Raw genomic sequence first — 22,397 nt, forward strand, 5'->3', positions numbered from 1 at the left:
ATGATGCTTGATTCAATCATAAAAAGTGGAAGAAGGGCGATCTACATCGCGGAGATTGGCCTGAACCATAACGGGAGCCCGGACATGGCAGTCACGATGATACGGGCCGCAGCGAAGGCCGGCGCCGACGCTGTGAAGTTCCAGACCTTCGTGCCTGAGCTGCTCAGCTCCGTGTATACGAAGGACCTGATGGAGGGCGGCGTCGAGCGGCGGAGAGACACGGGCCTGGTGGATTTTTTTAAGAAGTTCGTTTTTGACCGCGACCAGTACCGTCATTTGCAGAAGACGGCCGCGGAGGAGGGCGTCATATTCTGCTCCTCGGTGTTTGACGATGAATCCCTGGCGCTGCTGGAGGACCTGGACGTGCCGTTCTACAAGCTGGCGTCGTCGGAGGTGACCAATCTTCCCCTGGTGAGGGCCGTTGCCGGAACGGGAAAGCCCGCGATCCTCTCCACCGGCATGGCCGCCGAGGAGGAGATCGCCACGGCCGTCGACCTGTTCCGCCGGTCGGGCGGCGCCGAGCTGCTCCTTCTCCACTGCGTCTCCCTGTACCCGACGCCGCCGGAGCAGGTGAACCTTGCGCGGATACCGGCCCTGGCGAAGCGCTTCGGCCTGGCGGTCGGCTTTTCTGACCATACCCGGGAGGCGGCGGCGCCGATGCTGGCCGCGGCCATGGGCGCGCGGATCTTCGAAAAGCATTTTACTATTGACAGATTTTACGATTGCCCCGATAAAGATATATCCTGCACGCCCGAGGAGTTCGCCGGGATCATTGAATCCGTGGAAAACGCCGTGGCCATGGCCGGAAGCGGCGCCATAGGCTACGGCAGCGAAGAGGCCGACACCGCCCGGGGGGCCCGGCGGAGCCTTTTCGCAAGGCGCTTCATAGCTGCGGGAAAAACCATTGAAGAAGAGGACATCGTGGCCCTCAGGCCGGGCGTGGGTATCCCGGTGTATGAATTACCCAGCGTCGTGGGCGCAAAGAGCAGGGTGGACATCCCGGCGGAACACCTGATCCGCAGGGAAAACCTGCTCGACCCATGACGGAGGGACGGGCGGCGAAGCGGTTTCTCGGCCGCCATGTTTAACCGAAAAGGAGTGTTGGTATCAATGAAAATCAGGATAGCGATGGTGGCCGGCATGTGCCTCCTGCTGACACGGTGCGCCACCTATTATCACATGTTCGATTTCACCGTGCCGAGGAGCAACTTTTACACGGAGCAGGAAAAGGAGATATTGGAAAAGACCACTAAGTCGATAGAGTTCGATTACGGCTATAACCCGAACCTGGACCTGGATTATGTGTTCCCGGTAACAAAGGGATACACGGAATTCAAGGCCGGCGACAAAGACCTCTCGCGGGCCCTGGACGGGGTGGACAGCACGACCCTCATCGCCTACAGCGAAAAGGTGTACCGGCTCAGGAAGATGACCGCCATGAGAATGGAGAAATACCGCACCTCCGGGCAATGGGACAATTATACCCTTATCAGCAAGTACCTCATGCCGTCCCTCGATTTTTACTCGGGCATGGTGGAAAAACAGGCGATGAAGAGGGACCGGGATTACATGAATAACATTGAAAAGAAAAGAAAGGACCTGGACAGGAAAACGAAGCAGGAGATGTATCGCAAGGAATTCGATGAAATCTGGAAAAATGATTATAACTCGTAACAGCTCCCGGGCGAAAAGAGGCCTCGGCGCCGCGGTGCCGGCGCTGGCGGCGCTTATCGCGGTTTTTGCCGCGGCGGTCTTCACCGTCGAGGCGCGGGCGGAGTCGGCAGTCAGCGTTCTCTGCTACCATTCATTCCTCGAAAAAAAGAAAATGGACCCCTTCAGCTTCAATATCGACGAGCTGAATTCCCAGATCACGCAGCTCAAGAAAGAAGGATTCAGGTTCGTTTCCATCAATGATGTCATCGCCGGCAGGATAACGGGCACCAAGAACATACTCGTCACCGTCGACGACGGTAATAAAAGCGTGTACGAGGCCCACCGGCGGGTCTTCAGGCCCAACGGTATCAGGCCCCTCCTCGGCATATACCCGAACATCATCATCAACAAGAAGCACTACGCCCTCACCTGGGAGCAGCTCCAGGACCTGGCGAAAAACGGGTGCGACATTGCGGCCCACGGCTATTTTCATTTGAAGGTGAACAAAAAGCTCCATGACAAAAACCCGGCATATTTCAAGAAGGAGATTTTCCTGGTCAAGAAAGTGCTGGAGGAAAAGCTCAACCGGAAGATAACCGCCTATATATATCCCTTCGGCCTCAGGGACGACATGACCATCAGGGCCCTCAAGGAGGCTGGGTACCGACACGCCTTCACCATCAATAACGGGAGGATCGACATCCCCCTGGCAGCCGGCGGTGACCGGCCCTTCGAGCTTCCGCGCTACATGGTCACCCGGACAAACTGGAAGTACTGTTTCAACAGCGTGATGAAGAACGCGCGTCACAAAACCGCCTACAAGGTCGCCGCGGCGGACGAGCCCTCCGCCGATAAGGCCGATGTCGCCGCCATGAGCCGTCCGCCGGCTGAACGCCATGATCCCGCGGCGGAGCTCGCCGCGAGGCTCACGGAGCGGATGGATAAGACCGCCATGGCCGATTTGAAGCAGGAAAAGAACAGCAAGCCGACGAAAGACGCCGGCGCTAAAAAAAAAATCGAAAAAAAGACAGGCATAGGGCCTGATACTGCCGTTTCTCAGGAGATAAAGGGGCCCGAACGGGGAAGTCCCGCAAAGATAGCAAAGGAGAAACCGAAAAAGCGGCCCGGTGATGCCGGGACCGCCATGGTGTCCGGGCCCGCGAAAAAAGATAAAAAGATATCCCCTGCCGACGTCAGCTCTCCGCAGAAAGAAAAACCGATAATCGTAGTTGAAGAAAAAAAGAACTTCATGGTGCCCCCTATCCAGAGGGTTGAAAGCTCTGTTAAACGCGATGTCCTTGACCTTGATCGGTTCTCGGACAGGCCTGTTCACAGGCGCCACGCCTCGGTGATCGCCATCGATGAAGGCTCCGCCGGAAGTGAGGGAGGCGGCGTCAGGGACGGCGCGGGGCGGTACTCCGGCCCGGGCATCCTGGCCGCCAGGGTGCCGCGGGAGACCGGCCACAATCTATCAAAAATGAAGAGCCAGTATCATGGCATCAATTCGAAATCTCTGAAGACCTACCGCGGTGTCCTGGGGCTCGTCAACGGTAAAATTGGGATGATCAAGCATGTCATCAGGAAGTACGTCCTGGTAAATTTCTAGCGCGGGCGAGCCGCCGGAGCGGTTCAAACCGTTAAGGGAAACGTGATGGTGAACCTGGTGCCCCCCTTCCGGGCGATGGTAATTGTGCCGTCGAGCTGCCTTGTCAGTATGCCCACCAGCCTGAGTCCAAAACTCGGGGAATTGTCAATATCAACCGACTCGGGGATGCCGATACCGTTGTCCTCGATGATCAATGATGCATGGCCGTCCTGCTGTGCCGCGGCCACGATGATGTTCCCGCTATCCCTGCCCTCAAAGGCGTGCTTCATCGCGTTGGTCATGAGCTCGTTTACGATGAGTCCCAGGACTGACATTGTTTTTGCGTCAAGGATGAAATTGTCTATGTGCTTTTCGATGGCAACCTCCGGCCTGGAGTGAAACATCGACGCGATCTCGTTGATCATGTCCGGGAGATAGTTCCCGATAGGCATCTCGCGCACGTTGTCCGACCGGTAAAGCCTCTCGTAGAGGAGGGCCATGCTCTGCATGCGGCTCTTGACGTCATTGAGGGCCTTCTCGGTGGCCGGGTCGCTTGACATCTTCCCCTGAAGAGACAGTATGCTCGTCAGGGCGGCCATGTTGTTTTTTATCCGGTGGTGCACCTCCTTGATGAGGAGCTCCTTTTCCGCAAGGAGGGCCTGGATTTTCTCCTCCGCGCGCTTGCGCTCCGTGATATCGATGCCGATTCCGCCTACAAATTTCTTGCCTGTCGGATCGCTGAAGGTGAATTTTATGTTCAACCAGTTGGTGCGGGTGCCGTCAGGTTCGGGCGTTTCCTCTTCGACAGCTAACGTCCCGCCGCCCGCTAGGACGATCCGGTCGTTTTTCCAGAATGTTTCCGCAATGTCCCGGGGCCATAGCTCAAAATCTGTTTTACCTTTCCACTCAGGCAATGATACGCCGAAACGCTCCTCGTAGGTCCGGTTCAGGAAAACATGCCGGCCATCCTCATCCTTGGCCCAGGCTATGGCCGGATTGTTGTCCATAAAGGCGTGGAACCATTCACGGCTTTCCAGCAGTAGCTCTATTGCCTTTTTGCGGTCAGTAATATCATGAAACACGCCTACAATGCCCGTGATTTCGCCTTTTCGAAGGAACCGGCCTATGGATATCTCGCAAATTCTGGCCTCTTTGCCGGCGCGCATGATCTCCACCTCTCCGGTAAAACGGCCCGTCTCGCTGATCGCCGGGTATGCGCGTTCACCCACCTCGCGGAAATATTCATCGGAGCGGTAAATCATCCTGAGGCTCTGACCCATGAGCTCTTCACGGCTATAGCCGAGTATGCGGACCGCGGCCGGGTTGCAGGAGGTGATCACCCGGTTCGTGTCAAGGGTTACAATGCCGGTGACGGCATTGTCGAAGATGCCTTCAAGGCGCTGGTTCAGCTCGGAAAGAGCCTCCTCGGACTGTTTGCGCTCCGTGATATCGTAGATCGTCGCCAGGGCGTAGAGAGGCTTCCCGTCATTCCCCCGGATAAGTGTTGCGGAAAGGTTCGCCCAGCATACGTCGCCGTTTTTCTTGATGTAACGCTTCTCCGTCCTGTAGGACGGGATTTCGCCCCTCCACATCTTTTCGACGTTCATCCGGTCGATCTTCCGGTGCTCGGGATGGGTGACATCGAGAAATGTCCTGGCGTTCATCTCTTCCTGCGTGTATCCCAGCATGGAGCAAAATGCGGCATTGGCCGTGAAGAATTTTTTGTCATTGTTTATCATGACCATTCCGATCGAACCGTCTTCGAAGACTTTACGGAATAGCTCTTCGTTTGCCTGAATCGCCTCCTCGGCCCGCTTGCGCTCCGTGATGTCGGTTAGTGTCGTATACACCTGGTACGGGGATGATTCGCCCATGCGGAATTCCGGAACGGCGTTGATGATAAGCCACCGGGTCTCGCCTGCGGCGGGATGATATACGCCCATCATGACATCCCTGATCTCGCTGCCGGTACGCAGGGCGACCATGGCCGGGTGCTCGCTTCCGGGGAAGTCCGTGCCGTCTTCACGAATGGCGCGCCACCTCCGGTCCGTGGAGGTGCGGCCCTGCATCTGGTCGAGGGAAAGGCCGAGGATGCGCTCCGCGGCCGGATTTGCAGCCACGATGGCGCCGTCGGCGGACTGGTACACGACGCCCTGGGCCATGGTGTCGAAGAGCCTCCGGAACCGCTCCTCGCTTTCCCGCAGGGCCTTTTCGCCCTCTATTATTTCTTCCTGGGAATGTAGCAGCTTTTCGTTGGCCGCTTCAATTTCATCAAAGGCCGAACCCATCCGCCGGTTGGCGTGTTCCAGCTCTTCGCGCTGGCCCTTGATCCGCGTGTAAGCGTCATGAAGGCGGAAGGCCATCCGTATCGACGCCAGCAGCACGGTGTCGCCGCTGTTCTTCACCACGTAGCCGTAGGAGGCGATCTTTTCGGTCCGCTCCACCATGTCCATCTCGGTGTGGGAGGAGACAAAGAGAACGGGAACGTCATGTTTGCGCAGGATCGCCGCGGCCGCCTCGGTGCCGTCCATGCCGCGTCCCAGGTCGATGTCCATGAGGATGATGTCGATGCCGGGATTGTTGTGCGCCGCTTCGATGGCGCGGGTCCCGGAATTCGCGGTTACCACGGCATAGCCGTGGCCTTCCAGCATCTGCGCGGTCTCCATTCCGATGAGAATCTCGTCTTCGACCAGGAGGATCGTTTTGTATGTTTCAGCCATCTGTTTCCCCCTTGTTCAGTATTGTGTTACCGGAGGACGATGTATTCAGCTTCTCTCACACGTTGAATTCTATGGCGAACCTCGTTCCCCCGCCCCGCTCGATCCTGATGGTACCGGCGATCTGCTTCGCCAGTATGCCCACCAGCATGAGCCCGAAGCCCGTCGAATGATCTATGTCGACCGGTTCGGGTATGCCGATCCCGTTGTCCCCGATGATCACGGTCGCCCGTTTCCCCTGTATCGAAGTTGACACGGTAATCACCCCGCTGTTCCTGCCGGCAAAGGCGTATTTCATGGCGTTGGTGACAATCTCGTTCACGATGATGCCCAGGGGGAGCAGCTTTTTCACGTCCATTGTGAAATTGTCGATCCGCTTTTCGATTGTCATCGCGGCGCCTGCGGGAAACAGTGAAATGATCCTTTCCACCAGGGTTGACAGATAATACCCGATGGACATCTGCTGGATATTCTCCGTCTGGTACAGGGAGTCATAGAGGGTGGACATGCTCTGGACTCGGTTCCGGGCTTCCAGCAGGGCGTTGACGGCGGACTGGTCCTTGAGCATGTCCGCCTGCAGCGACAGGAGGCTCGTCATGGTGCTCATGTTGTTCTTGATCCGGTGGTGCACCTCCCTGAGGAGAAGCTCCTTTTCGGAGAGGAGGGCCCGGATCCGTTCCTCCGCAAGCTTGCGCTCCGTGATGTCCGTGAAGGTCGCGTAGACCTGGAAGGGGGTTGTTTCACCCTCATGGAATTCGGGAACCGCGTTGACGATGAGCCACCGCTGTTCCTTTGTGATCGGGTGGCAAATGCCCATGACGGTGTCGCGGACCTCGCGGCCGGTGCGCAGGGCCACCATGGAAGGGTGCTCTTCGTCGGGGAAGTCGGATCCGTCATCTCCTATGGCGTGCCATCGGCCGTCAAGAAACGCGCGGCCCCGGAGCTCCTCCGGTGACAGGCCCAGGATGCGCTCCGCCGCGGGGTTGGCCGCCACGATGGATCCGTCTGGCGCCTGGTACACCACGCCCTGGGCCATGGTCTCGAAGAGGTTCCTGAAGCGCTTTTCGCTCCGGCGGAGTTCGTTTTCCACGCGCTTGCGCTCGGTGATGTCGAGGATCGTCACCAGGATGTGCTTTTCGCCCCCGATGGTGACAATGAACGCCGAGTATTCTCCGATGATAATGGACCTGTCCCTCATTCGGAAGGCGTACTCTTTCCCGGTGATTTTTCCTTCGGTCAAAAGGGCCCGGACGGCCTCCTGGCGGTTCTCGGGATTGTCCCACATTAACAATTCAGGGGCTGTTTTGTCGATTATCTCGTCGCGGGAAAACCCGGATCTTTTAATGAGGGTATCGTTGATTTCTATTATTTTAAAATCCTTCAGCCTCGCGATGCAGAGGGCGGCCGGGCTCATCATGAATGATTTTAGAAACTTTTCCTCGGAGAATTTCAGGTTTTCCTCGGTGCGCTTCTGCTCGGTGATGTCGATGAAGGATACGATGATCTCGGCCGTGATGCCGTCGGCGTCCGTCACCGGAAATCCGTTGACAATGAGCCATGTCGTGTCATCTGAACCCGTCTTCAAAACACCCATTACCTGGTTTTTCAGCGAGTTGCCGGAAGACGCGATGCGGTTTACCGGGTAATCGTTAAGGGGGAGCGGGGTGCTGTCTTCAGCGACAAATCTCCACCGGGGATCATTGGCCAGCATGCCTTTCATCTCCTCAACGGTCAATCCCAGCAGCTCCGACGCCTTGGGATTGTTCATGATTATGGCGGTGTCCGGTCCGTGGATGACGACGCCGGCGTCAAGGTTCAGCAGCAGGCCGTTGTATCTGTTCTCGCATTCCTCGCTTTTTTTTCTTTCACCGTGGAGCTCTAAGGCCATGTCGATGGATGACCGGAGGACGAAATCGCCGGAGTTCTTTATGACGTAGCCATAGGGCGTAATGGCGCGGATCCGCTCGACCATGTCCCGCGCGGCGTGGGAGATGATGAACATCACGGGAATGTCCCGGGCCGAGAGGATCCGCCGCGCTGTCTCGGCCCCCCCCGTCTCGCCGCCCAGGTCGATATCGACGAGGACGAGGTCGATCTCCTCTTCGGCGGCGGCGTCCACGGCCTCGTCGCAGCCGTGCTTCACGATCACCTCGTAGCCGAAGGTCCTGAGCTTCCTTTCCTCCTCGAGGGCGATGAGGATCTCGTCTTCGACAAGAAGGATTGTTCTGCGGTTAGCGGTCAAGTGCTGATCTCCTTGTGACGCGGTATGGCATTCCGTTTGCGCCTCCGGCTCTTATTGTCCCGGTTCCTCGAACTCGATGGTGAAACGTGTTCCCTTTCCCCGGTCAATGGTAATGGCTCCGTTTATCTGCCTCACCAGCATGGTCACCAGCCTGAGGCCGAAGCTTGTGGATGTGTCAATATCGAATGGTTCCGGAAGGCCGATCCCGTTGTCTTCGACGATAAAAGCCGCGCGGCCGTCCCGCTTTGAAGCGGAGACGGTGATCACTCCGTCTTTCCTCCCGGTAAAGGCGTATTTCATGGCGTTGGTGACAAGCTCGTTTATGATGATGCCCAGCGAGGATAGGGTTTTGGTCCCCACCGTGAAATTCTCTATGCGGGTATCAATCCGCACGGCGGAGCCGTAGTGATACAGTTGAACGATTTCATCCAGAAGCTCCGGTAAATAATAGGCGACCGGCATGCTGCGAAAGGTGTCGGCCCGGTACAGGCTGTCATAGAGCAGGGACATGCTCTGCATGCGGCCCCGGGTATCCTTCAGCGCCTTGACGGCGATGGGGTCCCGCAGGGTATCCGCCTGCAGCGTCAGAATGGCCATCATGGCGCTTATGTTGTTCTTGATGCGATGGTGCACCTCCTTGAGGAGGATTTCCTTTTCCTCCAGAAGCGACCTGATCTGCTCGTCGGCAATTATGCGCTCGGTGATGTTCCGGTCAATGCCGCGGAACCCGATGACTGCGCCGCCGGCATCCAGTATCGGCGAGCCTGAGCTTTCATAGTAATAGACGGTCCCTGTCCTGTGGAGCCACCGGATCGTCTCTTTTCGCCATCCTGTCCCGGCGGCGGCATGCTCTGCAAGGAGCTTCCGCCAGAGGCGGGCGTCATCGGGATGCATGAGGGGGAATGCGGCCGTGCCGATCACTTCGCCTGTCGAGTACCCGAGTTCCGCCACGGCGCCGTTTGAATAGGTGTGGACGCCGCTGGTGTCGATGGACCATACCCAGTCCGATGTCGTTTCCACCATGCTGCGGAATTTCTCCTCGCTTTCCCGCAGTTTTTCCTCCATGTTGACGCGCTCGGTGATATCCCGCCCGACGCCAAGAATCGCCTCTGGCCTTCCCTTTTCGTCCCTGATGAGGCGGTATGTAATGTTGTTCCAGAAAGTTGACCCGTCCTTGCGGATGAATTCCAGGTCAAGCTGAACGGATATGGATAGTTCGGGGTCGGCGAGATTGGCAGTCGTCAGGTTTTCCGATACGGCTTTCATGAGCCGCCGGTAGGATTCTTCCGAGAACTGACGTTCAAAAGTGAGCGACTTGAACTCTTCCTGCGTATATCCGGATCCCGCTACAACCGCGGAAGAAATATATTTTACCCCGAGGTCCATGTCGAACATTATGATTCCATCGGTCATGTTGCGGGTGATGAGGTTGAAGGTCTTTTCAGTTTCCCGCAGTTTTTCCTCGACTTCAATGCGCTCGACGATGCGGCCCAGCCTCTGGGCGACGGCGTCGATGAGCATTCGCTCTTCTTTGAGGAAAGGCCCTTCGTCTTCCGGCGGCTTCTCCGTAAGATAACCTATCTCTACAGCCCCTGAAACCGCTCCGTTCACCCTGATTGGTGCCGTCAGTCTCCACCGGCATTCCGCATAGTTCCCTGTCCGGTATTCCCTGTCTCCGTGAACGATTCTGGCGCAGGCGGTTTCGGAATACTGCCAGCCCTGGGGCAATATGGCTGTAAATTCCCGGCAGAGGTGCTCTATGGTGATGCCCTCGCGTTCTGTGATTTCCGCCAGGGAGAAAAATGCCTGGAGCTCCTTGCCGCGCTGCTGTGCTGTTTGCTCCGCCTGCCGGTGCAGGTCGAATAATTCAAGGGCTCCTTCTATGGATGATTGAAGAATATGGGCGGCGGAATTTATTTCCAAGAAGCCGTAACAGGGAATGCCCCGTGCCTTATCCGCCGTTCCACTGTCGTGCGGCGGGATGAGAAATACGACGGGGACCTCCCGCTTTTCCAGGATCCGCCGGGCAGCCGCGGGTCCATCGACGCCGTTGCCCAGCCCGATGTCCATGAGGACCAGGTCGATGGCCGCATCATTGCCGGCGGCGTCCACGGCCTCGTCGCAGCCGTGCTTCAAGATCACGTCGTAGCCGAAGCCCCTGATCTTTCTCTCCTCCTCGAGGGCGATGAGGATCTCGTCTTCGACAAGAAGGATTGTTCTGCTATCTGGTTCCCGGGCCAAAGTATCCGCTCCTGCAGTTCCGGCTGCCTGACGCCGGTATTCCCTACATATATGATCCGTGCCTGAAGCTTACCTATCCATGCTTCGAATATATGCATCTATTCAAACAATGACGAGTATTATTATGCCTGTTGCGTTTTATACTGAGGGAAGACTGTCGCAGGGATGGGGCTGTGGCGCGGGTTTTCGGAGGCTGCGATGCGCGGAAAGCGATCCTTCCACGTCACTCCCGATCCATGATCTCTTCGGTGAGCTTCATGTAATCATCCGCCCCGGTGCTTCCCGGTTTGTATTCGAAGATCGTCTTGCCCCAGCTGGGCGCTTCCTGGAGGGCGACATTCTCCCTGATCAGGGTCTCGAAGAGCTTGCCCGGAAGGCGGTTCTCGGTCTCCTCGATGACCTCGCGGTTTATGGCGCGCTTGGCGTTGTACATGGTGCCGATGATGCCGGTCACGTCTATTTCCTTGTTGAGGCGGCGCTTCACGACCTGCACCGCCTCGAAGAGATTGTACATCCCGTGGAATGGAAGGAACTGCACCTGGAGGGGGATGAGGATCTCCTTCGAATAGGCCATGGCGTTGAGGGTGAGAATGCCCAGCGACGGCGGGCAGTCGATGAGCACGAAATCGTAGCTGTTCATTTCGGAAAGGCAGTCGCGGAGGAGGAACTCCTTGGCCGGGATGGGCAGGAATTCTATGTCCTTCAGCTCCTGGTTCGCCGGGAGGAGGTGGAGCTCGTTCCGGTCGATCAGTATCTCCTCGAATGGCAGCTCGCCCTTGAGCACGTGGAATATCGATTTTTTTATCTGTTTCGGATTATAGCCCAGGTGATAGGTGGCCTGCGCCTGGTGGTCGAGGTCGATGATCAGGACCTTCATGCCCTTGAGCTGCAGGGCCGCGGCTATGTTGACGGTGCTGGTGGTTTTACCCACGCCCCCCTTGTTGTTGGAAATGGCGATTACTCTCATGGTTACCTCGCATTTAACCTACCGGAGGGGCGGCCGATTTGTCAATGAATAAAAATAAGGAAGGATGCCGGACGGTGGTATTGTCGCGGCTCAAAGAGGGCACACGGCCACGATCTACGCCGGACAGGTTATTCGCACCGTTGTGCCGGCGTTGGAATCCATGGTCAATGTTCCGTCTATCTGATCTACCAGCATCTCCACAAGACGGAGACCCATGCTCGGGATGTCATTGATCCTGAAATTGTCGGGGAGGCCAGCGCCATCGTCCGATACGGTGATGCCGATGGAGCCGTTGACGGCCTCAAGGTTGATGCGCAGGTCGCCCTCGCGTCCGTCCGGGTAGGCGTACTTGAGTGAGTTGGTGACCAGCTCGTTCAGGATGAGCCCGATGGGGACGGATCGCTTCAGATCGATCGTGATATCTTCGAGATCGAGCTTGAGGCGGACATGGCCGGGGACGATCGTGTAGGTGTTGTATATCTTCCTGGTGATATCCTCTATGTAATGCTTCAGGTTGATGCGGTCTATGCCGGAAGACTGGTAGAGCTGCTCGTAAATCGTCGACATGGACTGGATGCGCGATATGGCGCTTTGAAACACCTTGCGGGACCTCTCGTCGTTCAGGGCGCCCATTTCAAGGTTGAGGAGGCTCGTGATTATGCCGAGGTTGTTTTTAACCCGGTGCTGCAGCTCCACGAGGAGAACGCTTTTTTCCATGGCGGTTTTCTTGAGCTCTTCCTCGGCCGCCGTGCGCTCCGTGATAAAACGGGCCTGTTGCACGTTCTGGTATGCCCTGAGCGAGAGCTGGTTGGCCAGCACGAAGAGAGTTTGCGCGATCACCTCGAACCTTTCCCGGGACATTGTGGGGACCTCGCGGAAGGCTTCCATGAATGCTTCCTCGTCAACGCCGATATCCCGGGCATAACCGCGCATTGCCTCATCGGACTGCGCCTCGTTTCTGACCTGACCGATGAGCCAGTTGGCTATATGATGGCCCCCCACCGTTATGCTCGCGCCGGCGTCCCACAGGCCGCCGCTCAAACACTGCTGGATGACCGGCCCCTCGGGATGATACCGGCCGAGTATCGCGTCGGAATGATAGCAATTGGCGAGCCCCTTTTCCGTTTGGCGTATTATTCCGTTGCACAACCGGCAGAAGTTGCTCGGTGTTGTTATCGGCGTTCCGTCCACGTGGGTAATGATCGATGCAACCTCCGCGGCGCTGGAGAAGAGATCCTGGATAAGCTGAATGTCCTCAATGTTGAACAGCTCCTCGAATGAAATCGTCCCGGCATCTTCGAGGGGTTTCGTCATGGCGACAAGGCGCTTCTCAAGGGCCTCCTCGATCCGCTTTCGCTCCGTGATGTCGCGGCCCACCACGACAAGGCCCTTCCTGCTCCCGTCGGGATTGAAGGTGGGGACCTTGATGATATCGAAGACCATCGAGGTCCCGTCGGGTCTCGGGATCGTCTCGTCGCCGCGGCTGACCGTCCCTTTTTTCCACGCCTCCTCGTCCGTGCCCTCGCAGGTCAGGAAGGCGTCGCGGTAGAAGGAGCTGAAGGCCGCCAGCTCCGAGTCCTTCTTCCCGTGATAGTCCACGCCCTCGATCTGGAACAGGCGAAGGTCGAAATCATTCGCCTCGAGCCATCGGCCGGACCCGTCCTTGAAGCATACGATGTCCGGCATGTTGTTGATGAGGGCGCGGAGGCGATCTTCGTTCTCCCGGAGCGTGTGGAGCAGCAGCATGGAGCTCAACCCGTCGGCGATCCTACGTCCGATGTCGTTGAAAAGACGAAGCTCCTCGTCCGTCCAGGTCCGGTCATGGGAGCACTGGTGAAGGCCGAATACCCAGGGCTTGCTCATTTTGGGATACAGGGCCACCGAGACCTGCGATCTGGTGCCGAATTCGGGGCCGTAGGGTAAATTGCGCTTTGTGCGCGGGTCGAAGGCCATGACTTCGTCGGACGTGAGCAGCTCCCTGAAGACGGCCGCGGTATCGCCGGTTATCGGCAGGTTGTCGTCGGACTTCAGGTCGATGGCGAATCGCTCGTTCGTCCGGATCATTCTGACCTGGAAAGAAGGCCATTCGGGATCGCAGGGATACAGGAGCCAGGCCCGGTCGGCGCCGAACATCACTCGCACCGTGTCGAGCAGGTCCATCATCATCGTTTCAAGGTCACGGGCCCTGCGGATTATCTTTTCGACGCTCTCGAGTCTTTCAAGGAAACTGATGTTCCTGGCGGCCTGTTCCTCGGCCTGTCTCAGGCCCGTTATGTCGTTGATTATTCCGATGAGGGAAAGGATCTTGCCGTCCTGGTCCTCGTAGCGGCGTCCCGCCAGGTAGCCCCAGAAGTCCGACCCGTCGGCTCTCAGGTAATGCCTCTCGGTATAGACCTGGTCGATCTCGCCGCGGATCAATTGCCGCATGAGATCTTCACCCGCGTCGTGCTGGTCCGGGTGAAGGTGGTCGGGGTAAAATGAATTGATCAGTTCATCCATGGGGCATCGGAGCATTTCCGCCATGCTCCTGTTTGCGAGGGTGATTCTCCCTTCCGGGCTCACCAGGATTATCCCGGCCTGGGATGTCTCGAATATGACGCGAATCTGTTCGTCCCTGGCGCGCAGGGCCGCCTCGGTTCTTTTTCTTTCTGTGATGTCGCGGACCATGGACATGACGCGGCCTTCCCCGGCCGGAACCATGCGCGCCTCGTAACTGCGGATTTCCCCTCCCATCTCCAGGTCGTACTCGATTATCTCCAGGGAGCGGTCGGTTCCGAGAGCCTGTATCCTCTCCATGACGAGGCCGGCGATTCCGGGCATGACATCGCGGATGCTCTTTCCGATAAACAGGTCGGGGCTCATCGCGAGGGTTTCTTCCGGCCCCTTCCAGTCTATGAAGACCCCATCGGAATCCAGCATGAACATGAGGTCCGGGATGCTGTTCAGCATGGCGCGGTTTTTCTCCTCGCTTTCACGCAGGGCGGCTTCCATGACACGGGCATCGGTAACATCATGGACGCGGGTATACAGCACATGTGCGCCCCCTACCTTCATGGTCTGCGCCGAGAATTGCGCCGTGCGGACAGCCCCGCTTCTGTTGCGCAGCAGCACGTCCATGTCTTTGACCATGCCATGAAGATGAAGCTCGCTGACCATGGCGTCCCGGTCCTCCTGGCGCGCCCACAGTCCCGTCTCACGGGTGGTTCTGCCGATTATCTCGTCGCGGGAGTATCCTGACCAGGCCTCGAAGGCCGGGTTGAGATCGATGATCCTTCCCGTTCCAATTTCGGTCAGGGCCACGGGATCCGGATTGCTGCGAAAGGCGGCTGAAAACATCGCTTCCCTTTCCGCTATTGCCTGTTCACGCTCCATCAATTCCCGCTGGGACAGCGTCAATTCCTCGTTTGTTCTTTCGAGTTCCTCGATGGTGATCCGCAATTCCTCGTTGGCCGCCTCGATCTCCATGCTCTTTTCCCTGATGCTGAGGTGCGCCTCGTGGAGCCGGAAGGCCATTTTTATCGACGCGGCAAGGACTGTGATGCCGGTATTTTTAACCACGTACCCGTAGGAGGTTATGGCTTCTGTTCTGTCAACTATTGCTTTTTCAATGTGGGAGGATAGAAAAACGATGGGGATGTCGCGTATCTTCTGTATCTCTTTCGCCGCCTCCGTTCCGTCCATGCCGGGGCCAAGGTCAATGTCCATGAGAACGAGATCGATGGAGCCCGGATCTTTTTTTATCTCGTTAACGGCTTCCTGGCCGGAATAGGCAATGATGGCGTCATAACCTTCCCTCGCGAGGTCATTGGCCTCGTTCAGAGCGATGAGGGCTTCATCTTCAACCAGCAGTAATGTCTTCCTTTTATTCATATTCGTTTTACGAATACTGAAAAACCGGAAAAAGCAGTATTTGTCATCTGCAGCAGGGGGCAGACAGTATCTATACGAATTAATAATAGCGCATGTCATGGAAAAAGCAATAACATTTTTTTTGCCATTGCCGGAAGCCCGAATTCAATGATTATTTTTTATGATTGATTTTTTTGCAATTTCGCCGCCAAATATGCATCAACCACGCTGATGGAGGGATAATTATGAGCGGCAATGATCGGTTATTCGTTGTGGCAGGCGTGTTAATATTGTCTATCCTAGTGCTGCCGGGCTGTTACCCGAAGGCTGTAGGACCTGCCGGCCCCGATGGAAAACGCCTCACCTGGGACCGGATGGATATGGACCAGCGCAAGGCCCATATGAAAGATGCCGTGATGCCGAAGGCGGCCGAGGTGTTCAGGGCCTGGCGCCCGAAGAAATATACCGTTGTGACCTGCGCCCTGTGCCACGGCAGGGGAGCTGCGACCGGCGATTTCCACATGCCCACGGCTCATCTTCCCCGCCTCAGCGGCGACTGGACCCTGGGACCGGAGTTCCAAAAGTATCCTGATACGACCAGGCTGAAGCTGGACCGCCTGGTGCCCGCCATGGCCGTCGCCCTGGGCAAGAAGTCCTTCAGCGTAACGACCAGGCGCGGCTTCGGATGCTATTCCTGCCACCTGGGGCCCTCGGGGCCGTTGTTCGAGAACTGATTGTGATTGAAAAATTTAATAGACGAATCGCATTACTTAATTATTATCGATAGCTGCCCCTGCCGTCTTCGGCGGCGGGAGCATCAGCGATAACTGTATGCAGTTATTCAACAAGTTTGCCATACTGGATGTTTGATCGAGGTTTTTGCATGAAGTCCAATAAAAAAGTTTTACTGCTGCCGCTGTTTCTCCTTTCGGCCCTGTGCGTTCTCGGCGCGGCCGGGGACAGGTACTTTGCCACATCCGCTGAAAATCTGCGCTTCCGGGAGACGCCCGGCACCGCCGGCAAGTTCATGCGATATCTTGTCGCCGGAGAGAAGCTGAAGTTCCTCGAGAAAGGAAAAGAGGAGACCATAGGCGGGGTCAGGGGCGCGTGGTGTAAATTTCAAACTGAAAAGGGCGAAACCGGGTGGTGCTTTGACGGATTCCTCACCGAGATCATATCGACGGTTACCACGCCGCCGGCCCATGCCAAGGCGGTATTCTCCGTGTCGTTTTCCCCTGACGGTAAGTTCGCCCTGTCCGCTTCGGCGGATAAAACGATAAAGCTCTGGGAGATCCCGGCCTGCAAAGAGGTGCGAACCTTTACCGGCCATACCGGTTCGGTCAATGCCGTCGTATATTCACAGGAGGGCCACGAGGCGCTTTCCGGGTCAGCCGACATGACCATGAAGATGTGGGACATCGCCACCGGAAAGGATATAAAGACCTTCAAATGCCTCGGCTCGGTGGACGCGGTAGCCATATCCCCGGTGTACAGCACGGTTCTCGGGGGAGGGGGCCGTGTCATGATCCAGCAGTTCGGGAGAACTTCCGGCATGGAATTGACATATCTGAGCGGCCATACCAGCTTTCCCCTGTCCATCGTGTATTCCCCTGACGGGAAATACGCGCTTTCAGGATCATGGGACACGTCGATCAAGCTCTGGGACGCTGAGAGCAGCAAGGAGATCCGGACACTCCAGGGCCACAGATTGTATGTCCGGTCCGTGGCCTTTTCACCCAATGGGAAACAGATCCTGTCCGGTGGCGAAGACGGCGCCCTGATACTCTGGGACACGGGGAGCGGAAGAAAGATCCGCTCTTTCATCGAAGACACATTCAGGCCGCCGATTCACTCGGTGGCGGTTTCCCCCAACGGGAAATACGCCGCCTCCGGCTTTTATGGAGGGAGCATAAAGCTCTGGGAGCTGTCGACCGGTAAAGAGGTGAGGACTTTCGATGGCCATACCGATATCGTCAAATCGATGGTCTTTTCACCGGACGGGAAGTACCTTCTTTCGGGATCATTTGATAAGACCATAAAGCTCTGGGAGGTCTCAACCGGCAGGTGCGTCAGGTCGTTTTAGATTGTTTTCTAATGATGCTTGCAAAACAGGCGGGTTCATGATCCTGATAAATGAAAAAGGCATACTATCCATCCCGGAGAAAAGGTGACATGTGATGAGGACCACCCCGTTATTCCACAGGCTCATCACCAGGTTCGGCGGCGACAACGAGCGCTTCCCCCTGGAACACCAGATGCGCAATATTTTCATGCTCTGCGGTTTCTTTGTCGCGATCTTGAGCACCCTTGATAATATCCTTCTCCTTCATGACCTCATGAACAGCCTTCTCTCTTTCGCGGGGTCGATCATCTTCATCCTGTGCTATTACATTTCCCGTTACAGGAACATGGAAACGGCCGCCTATGTTCTCATTATATCATTCGTCACCTTTGTCCTGACGCCGGTTCTCTGGATATACAACGGGGGGACCCAGGGAGGACTGCATTATTTTATCGTGCTTTTCGCGATCTCCTATGCGGCGGGATTCAGCGGAAAAAAATTATGGTTTGCCCTTGTTTCATTGCTCGTTGTTTTCATCTCGCTTCTTGTTGTCGAATATTACCATCCCGAATTGATCACCCTGTATGAGACGAGGTTTCAACGATATGCCGATGTGGGCGTAAGCTATGTCATTTCCATCACATTTTGCATCGTGACACTTCTTGTTTTTCACTATCGCTATAACCTTGAACGCGTCAAGGTCGCGTCTTACGCCCATGAGCTCGAGCTTCTCTCCGTTACCGACAGCCTCACCGGATTGTACAACCACAGGCAGATCCTCCTGATGCTGGAGCAGCAGATGTCGCTCTTCAAGCGATACGGAACACTCTGCTCCATCTTTCTTTTTGACATCGACCACTTCAAGAAGGTAAATGACCGCCACGGCCACGTGCGCGGCGACCTGGTGCTTGAGGAGGTTGCGAAGCTCATCAGGCGAAAAATACGAAAAACGGATCTTTTCGGAAGATACGGCGGCGAGGAGTTCCTCATTATCTTTACCCATACCGATCTCGACGGCGCGCGTCACGTGGCCGAGATGGTCCGCACGCTGGTCGAGCAACATGAATTTCCCTCGGCCATCACCGTGACCGTCAGCGGCGGCGTAGCCCAATACTCGGAAGGCACCGTAACGGAATTTATCGACAGGGCCGACGCGTTTCTATACAAGGCGAAGAAGGGCGGAAGGAACCGGGTCGCGGGCTAGGTTGCAGCGCGGGGAGATTCACGGGCTTATATGGTGCTGGATTGCATCATAATGAATCAATTCCGCCGCGCAGGCCGTATTCGCTGAGCATTTTTTCCATTTTATCAAGCGATACCATTAAAATGTCGTCATGCTTGTTCTTCAATATATATAATTGATCTCCATTCTTGATCCCAAGATCGTTCCTCAGATCGACCGGGATGATTATCTGTCCCTTGGAGCTTACTTTTACGACACCGTATAATGTCTTTTCGCTGGTTTTACCGGCTTTTCTCATATCATACCTCGCATGATAATTATGGTCATTATTTACATATTTGTCAAGAATATAATAGGTTTACTTATTTATTAAAGGTTTACATTTCTTACATAATTTACTTGACAGGCCGGATGTGGCAGTGCGTATTGATAGATATATCATTTTGGAGGCCGTCATGAACAATAAAATCAATGTACTGGTCTATGCGGCGGGAGTTTATAATTTTTTATTCGCCATTTTTCATGTGCTCTTCTGGAGGCTCAAGCTGTTCAACTGGGAAGAAGAGCTGCCGAAAATGTCGGTTTTGAACAGCGCGGTAATGCAGGTGATGAATATGTGTCTTATAGCGGTATTTTTACTGTCGGGATTCATATCTTTTTATCATAATGATGAATTGATAAACTCATCCCTGGGTAAATCGCTATTGATCGGTTTCAGCATTTTCTGGCTTTTGAGGCTGATTGAGCAATTCGTTTTTTTCGGATACAGGGGGCCGCTGCCTGCGGTTTTCCTGCTGGGATTTCTTTTATACGCTATTCCGGCCCTTTATAGATTGATTATCCAATGATTGTCCCCGGCCATCCGTAATGTGAGATTGCGACACTCGCCGTGCCGGGATACTCGGGCAAAATTTGCCTGTAATCAATATTGGCTGCCTTGTCTTGCCCCTGCTTTAGAAAGTTCTGGCTTAAGCGCCCCGTACAGCCCGAAGGAGATGATCGGGATTAGCCCTCCGAGCAGTTGCTTTTTGTATGTGCTTATCCCTATTGTTTTCCCGGAATCCGCGTTACCGTGGGACACATCTCCAGCAATAGAAGGAGTCATGCGCGACGCGGCGGAATTGTTCCGCCGCGTCTGCCTCACCTGGCGATGTTTTTGCGGTTACTTCACCAGCTGCGCGTTCAGGGCGCTCCAGTTTATGCCCTGGAGATATTCCCTGACCCGCTTTTCGGCGCCGGTCACCTCGACACACATATTCTTGGAAGACGGGTGGGGGATCCCCGAGCGCCAGTTCGATTTATAATAGGTATATTCACTCCTGGTTTCGCCGTTATCCCAGGTGCCGAGAAGAACGACACCCCGAACCCTGGTTTCATCACCCTTGCCGGTATATGAGCCATCGGTGATAAAAGCCCTGAGGTTTCCCGCGAGCTTCAGGGGCTCGGCTCTCCTCAGGGATGCGTCATGCGCGTTGACCTGGATCTCAACCTCTAATGCCTTGTCCTTGGGATCGATAGAATCGATCGCTTTTCGTTTAGCGTTGGCGGTATCCACGTTTTTTTTCCCTAACGCCATCATTTTTTCGCTAGCGCGTTTATAGGCGGCCTTGTCCCCTGACTGGGACGCCCTCATCATCTCCTGCGCCAATTCCTGCGCCGATTGTCCTCCCGAATCATCGTTCGTGCCGCCCCTGTTTTCCCACCTTCCTTTGTATATGGCATTAAAATATAACGCATCCCCTTTTTCACAATTGACATTGACAGTTTTCGGGCCCTCGATCAAAGGCTTCGTATCTGCGGTCCAGTTTTTCGGCGGCGCGGGAAGGGCCTTGTCTATGGCTCCCAGCACCTTCTTGAAATATGCCTTTTCCGCCGCGGTCGGCTGCCTTTGTGCTGCATCGCCATCGGCGCTTAGATTGTAGAGTCCAAAAACAGATGCCAGCAATAAAAACAGAAACAGACTGATGATTTTTTTCATGATATAGCTCCATTAATAGATTTGATAACCGATACATCCTTTTGGCATAACTACAGTCGAACATACCATCTTCATTTAGCCTTCCCGGATAGCTTAACGCGATACACCCCCTCGAAATATAGCTCGGGCGCATGTAAGAAGGAGAAGTTGTATGTTTTATTTATTGAAACAGATTTGTATGGGACTATTTATTTATAGTCCGTACTATAGGGGGATAAAGACTATTGTGTCAAGAATAATTATCCATGGACAGCCGCCTGCACGGGTGGATGTTGGACGACCATCAACAAAAAAGCATAGAGCAATCACGGCATAAGGGGTAACCCATGCCGATAACTATCTCTGCATCCTCGACCCGAAAAACCGGAATGATCTCTCCAAGAGGCGCGCCTCCTCGGCCGTGAGACCCGCCCGCTCCGCCAGCCCCCTGAAGATCGCCTGGGCCCTGCCGTTCTCCTCCCCGATGCCGGATATCCTGAAGAGGTTGTCGAATTCTGCGGCAAGGGCATCCATGTCGGCGGAGGGCCTGTTTTCCGCGTCAGGAGGCGCGGCGAAAACTCCGCAGAGGAAAAGGGCCGCGGCGTGGGAAATGTTCAGGGACCCCGCAGGCCCCGGGACCGAGGGGATCTCCGCGAGGATGTGACAGCGGCCCCTCTCGTCGCGGGAAAGGCCGTCCCGCTCGCGGCCGAGGAGCAGGGCGACTCGCGACGTTGCCGCCCCGCGGGCGGCTATGGCGGCGGCCTCCCTGAAGTCGATGGAGGTCTCGTCGCTTCGGGCCCGTCTCGTGGCGCCGATCACCAGGCCGCATCCTTCCAGGGCCTCTTCAATGGTGGCGACGACGCGTCGGTTTTTAAACACCTCAAGGCCCCCCATGGCGACGCGGCTTCCCCTTCCGTCAATATCATCGATATCGGCCTCCGCCGCCAGCACCAGGTCGCTGAAGCCGAAATTGGCCATCACCCGCGCGATGGAACCGACGTTCACCGGGCCGCCCGGCTCCATGACCACGACCCGCAGGCCCGGGGCTGCCGCTGTTTTCTTTACCGTATCCATGGGGCGAGTGTGGAACGCGGCGGGAAAAAGTAAAATATATTTTCTAAAGGCATCAGGATTGAATGGTGGTCCAGTTCATGTCCATTAATACAGGGTGATGGGCGGCCTGATGTCCGGCAGGGTGTCGCCCTCGTACAGCACCTTTTCCAGGAAGAGGCCCTGGGGAGGGGCCGTGTGCAGTTTCGGTATTTCCGAAAAGGCCAGGAGCATCTGCCCGACGTCGTCGGCTGAAAGGGCGCCGCGGCCGGCCTCCACGGCCACGCCGACGATGCGCCTCACCATTTTCCAGAGAAAATGCGAGCCCGCGACGCGAATGGCGATGAGATCGCCGATTTCTTCCAGCCACAGTCCCTCGACGTTGACCGTTGTGGAGGAGCCTTTTTCCATTCTTTTGTCGGCAAAGGATATGAAATCGTGGAAGCCCCGGAACACGCTGAGAATCTCCTGCATTTTTTCGCAATCAAGCCTGTCCGGGACCCACCATGCGTATCGCCTGCCGAAGGCGGAGCGCCTTTTCGATATGAGGTAGAGATAACTGCGGCTCACCGCGTGATGGCGGGCGTGGAAACGGGGCGGGGCATTTTCCATGGACAGAATGTTGACGGCAGCGGGCAGGTTATCGTTTATGCCGGCGCGGAGCTCTTCCGGATCGACGGCCCGCAACGTTTCCAGGTGCGCTGCCTGCCCCAGGGCATGGACGCCGGCATCGGTCCTGCCGGCTCCCTGGATGTCCGCTGGCGCGCCCAGGAATTTCCGCGCCGCGGTCCTTACCGTTTCCTGGATGGACGGCGCGTTTTTTTGCGCCTGCCATCCGCGATAATTGGCGCCGTCATATTCCAGGACCATTTTGTATTTATGCGTTTCCAT

16 protein-coding genes are annotated in these 22,397 nt (G+C 56.0%); 7 read left to right on the forward strand and 9 right to left on the reverse strand.

All coding sequences use genetic code 11. The annotated features are described in order from the left end of the window. The 3 genes from KA369_15385 to KA369_15395 all read left to right on the forward strand — a co-directional run bounded on the left by KA369_15385 (position 1) and on the right by KA369_15395 (position 3,259). The gene (locus KA369_15385) at positions 1-1,044 is read left to right on the forward strand and encodes an N-acetylneuraminate synthase family protein (protein MBP7737362.1); all 1,044 of its coding nucleotides are present in this window, start codon (positions 1-3) and stop codon (positions 1,042-1,044) included. A 66-nt stretch (positions 1,045-1,110) separates the two neighbouring features. Beyond that, positions 1,111-1,674, forward strand: a complete 564-nt coding sequence (locus KA369_15390; GenBank protein MBP7737363.1) for a hypothetical protein — start codon at positions 1,111-1,113, stop codon at positions 1,672-1,674. After that, on the forward strand, positions 1,643-3,259 hold the full coding sequence (locus tag KA369_15395) for a polysaccharide deacetylase family protein (protein MBP7737364.1): 1,617 nt from the start codon (positions 1,643-1,645) through the stop codon (positions 3,257-3,259). The genes KA369_15390 and KA369_15395 overlap by 32 nt, the downstream gene beginning before the upstream one ends. A gap of 23 nt (positions 3,260-3,282) precedes the next feature. Here KA369_15395 and KA369_15400 read toward each other — a convergent pair whose 3' ends face one another. The 5 genes from KA369_15400 to KA369_15420 form a co-directional block, all read right to left on the reverse strand. Continuing rightward, entirely contained in the window at positions 3,283-5,958 is a 2,676-nt protein-coding gene (locus KA369_15400) for a PAS domain S-box protein (protein ID MBP7737365.1), read from the reverse strand. Between the two features lie 55 nt (positions 5,959-6,013). Continuing rightward, complete coding sequence (locus KA369_15405; protein MBP7737366.1) at positions 6,014-8,197, reverse strand: PAS domain S-box protein; 2,184 nt, start codon at positions 8,195-8,197, stop codon at positions 6,014-6,016. Between the two features lie 51 nt (positions 8,198-8,248). Further along, positions 8,249-10,438: a PAS domain S-box protein gene (locus KA369_15410; protein ID MBP7737367.1), complete on the reverse strand. Its 2,190-nt coding sequence runs from the start codon at positions 10,436-10,438 to the stop codon at positions 8,249-8,251. Between the two features lie 223 nt (positions 10,439-10,661). Then, positions 10,662-11,405, reverse strand: coding sequence for a ParA family protein (locus KA369_15415; GenBank protein MBP7737368.1), 744 nt, complete (start codon positions 11,403-11,405; stop codon positions 10,662-10,664). Positions 11,406-11,519: 114 nt separating this feature from the next. Next, entirely contained in the window at positions 11,520-15,275 is a 3,756-nt protein-coding gene (locus tag KA369_15420; GenBank protein MBP7737369.1) for a PAS domain S-box protein, read from the reverse strand. A gap of 224 nt (positions 15,276-15,499) precedes the next feature. Here KA369_15420 and KA369_15425 point away from each other — a divergent pair, with 224 nt between their 5' ends. The 3 genes from KA369_15425 (at position 15,500) to KA369_15435 (ending at position 18,520) form a co-directional block, all read left to right on the forward strand. Next, entirely contained in the window at positions 15,500-15,988 is a 489-nt protein-coding gene (locus tag KA369_15425) for a hypothetical protein (GenBank protein ID MBP7737370.1), read from the forward strand. 149 nt (positions 15,989-16,137) lie between these two features. Continuing rightward, positions 16,138-17,337: an SH3 domain-containing protein gene (locus KA369_15430; protein MBP7737371.1), complete on the forward strand. Its 1,200-nt coding sequence runs from the start codon at positions 16,138-16,140 to the stop codon at positions 17,335-17,337. Positions 17,338-17,428: 91 nt separating this feature from the next. Continuing rightward, positions 17,429-18,520, forward strand: coding sequence for a diguanylate cyclase (locus tag KA369_15435; protein MBP7737372.1), 1,092 nt, complete (start codon positions 17,429-17,431; stop codon positions 18,518-18,520). Between the two features lie 46 nt (positions 18,521-18,566). On the opposite strand, the gene KA369_15440 is transcribed toward KA369_15435, so the two are convergent. Next, the gene (locus KA369_15440; protein ID MBP7737373.1) at positions 18,567-18,797 is read right to left on the reverse strand and encodes an AbrB/MazE/SpoVT family DNA-binding domain-containing protein; all 231 of its coding nucleotides are present in this window, start codon (positions 18,795-18,797) and stop codon (positions 18,567-18,569) included. 157 nt (positions 18,798-18,954) lie between these two features. On the opposite strand from KA369_15440, the gene KA369_15445 reads away from it, so the two are divergent. Beyond that, entirely contained in the window at positions 18,955-19,347 is a 393-nt protein-coding gene (locus tag KA369_15445; GenBank protein ID MBP7737374.1) for a hypothetical protein, read from the forward strand. A 314-nt stretch (positions 19,348-19,661) separates the two neighbouring features. Here the strand turns inward: KA369_15445 and KA369_15450 are convergent, their stop codons facing one another. The 3 genes from KA369_15450 to truA all read right to left on the reverse strand — a co-directional run bounded on the left by KA369_15450 (position 19,662) and on the right by truA (position 22,397). Next, positions 19,662-20,477 (reverse strand): hypothetical protein, encoded by an 816-nt coding sequence (locus tag KA369_15450; protein MBP7737375.1) that lies wholly within the window; start codon positions 20,475-20,477, stop codon positions 19,662-19,664. A 336-nt stretch (positions 20,478-20,813) separates the two neighbouring features. Further along, positions 20,814-21,530 (reverse strand): RNA methyltransferase, encoded by a 717-nt coding sequence (locus tag KA369_15455; GenBank protein MBP7737376.1) that lies wholly within the window; start codon positions 21,528-21,530, stop codon positions 20,814-20,816. 84 nt (positions 21,531-21,614) lie between these two features. After that, positions 21,615-22,397: a tRNA pseudouridine(38-40) synthase TruA gene (gene truA, locus KA369_15460; GenBank protein MBP7737377.1), complete on the reverse strand. Its 783-nt coding sequence runs from the start codon at positions 22,395-22,397 to the stop codon at positions 21,615-21,617.

It is taken from the genome of Spirochaetota bacterium (assembly GCA_017999915.1).
GTDB lineage: Bacteria > Spirochaetota > UBA4802 > UBA4802 > UBA5550 > RBG-16-49-21.

Bases quoted from the DNA above. Each gene is read 5' to 3' on its own strand.
- KA369_15425 (MBP7737370.1), top strand. From the start codon at position 15,500: ATGAGCGGCAATGATCGGTTATTCGTTGTGGCAGGCGTGTTAATATTG.
- KA369_15390 (MBP7737363.1), top strand. From the start codon at position 1,111: ATGAAAATCAGGATAGCGATGGTGGCCGGCATGTGCCTCCTGCTGACA.
- KA369_15445 (MBP7737374.1), top strand. From the start codon at position 18,955: ATGAACAATAAAATCAATGTACTGGTCTATGCGGCGGGAGTTTATAAT.
- KA369_15420 (MBP7737369.1), bottom strand. From the start codon at position 15,275: ATGAATAAAAGGAAGACATTACTGCTGGTTGAAGATGAAGCCCTCATC.
- KA369_15430 (MBP7737371.1), top strand. From the start codon at position 16,138: ATGAAGTCCAATAAAAAAGTTTTACTGCTGCCGCTGTTTCTCCTTTCG.
- KA369_15450 (MBP7737375.1), bottom strand. From the start codon at position 20,477: ATGAAAAAAATCATCAGTCTGTTTCTGTTTTTATTGCTGGCATCTGTT.
- KA369_15385 (MBP7737362.1), top strand. From the start codon at position 1: ATGATGCTTGATTCAATCATAAAAAGTGGAAGAAGGGCGATCTACATC.
- KA369_15400 (MBP7737365.1), bottom strand. From the start codon at position 5,958: ATGGCTGAAACATACAAAACGATCCTCCTGGTCGAAGACGAGATTCTC.
- KA369_15440 (MBP7737373.1), bottom strand. From the start codon at position 18,797: ATGAGAAAAGCCGGTAAAACCAGCGAAAAGACATTATACGGTGTCGTA.
- truA (MBP7737377.1), bottom strand. From the start codon at position 22,397: ATGGAAACGCATAAATACAAAATGGTCCTGGAATATGACGGCGCCAAT.
- KA369_15395 (MBP7737364.1), top strand. From the start codon at position 1,643: ATGAAATCTGGAAAAATGATTATAACTCGTAACAGCTCCCGGGCGAAA.
- KA369_15415 (MBP7737368.1), bottom strand. From the start codon at position 11,405: ATGAGAGTAATCGCCATTTCCAACAACAAGGGGGGCGTGGGTAAAACC.
- KA369_15455 (MBP7737376.1), bottom strand. From the start codon at position 21,530: ATGGATACGGTAAAGAAAACAGCGGCAGCCCCGGGCCTGCGGGTCGTG.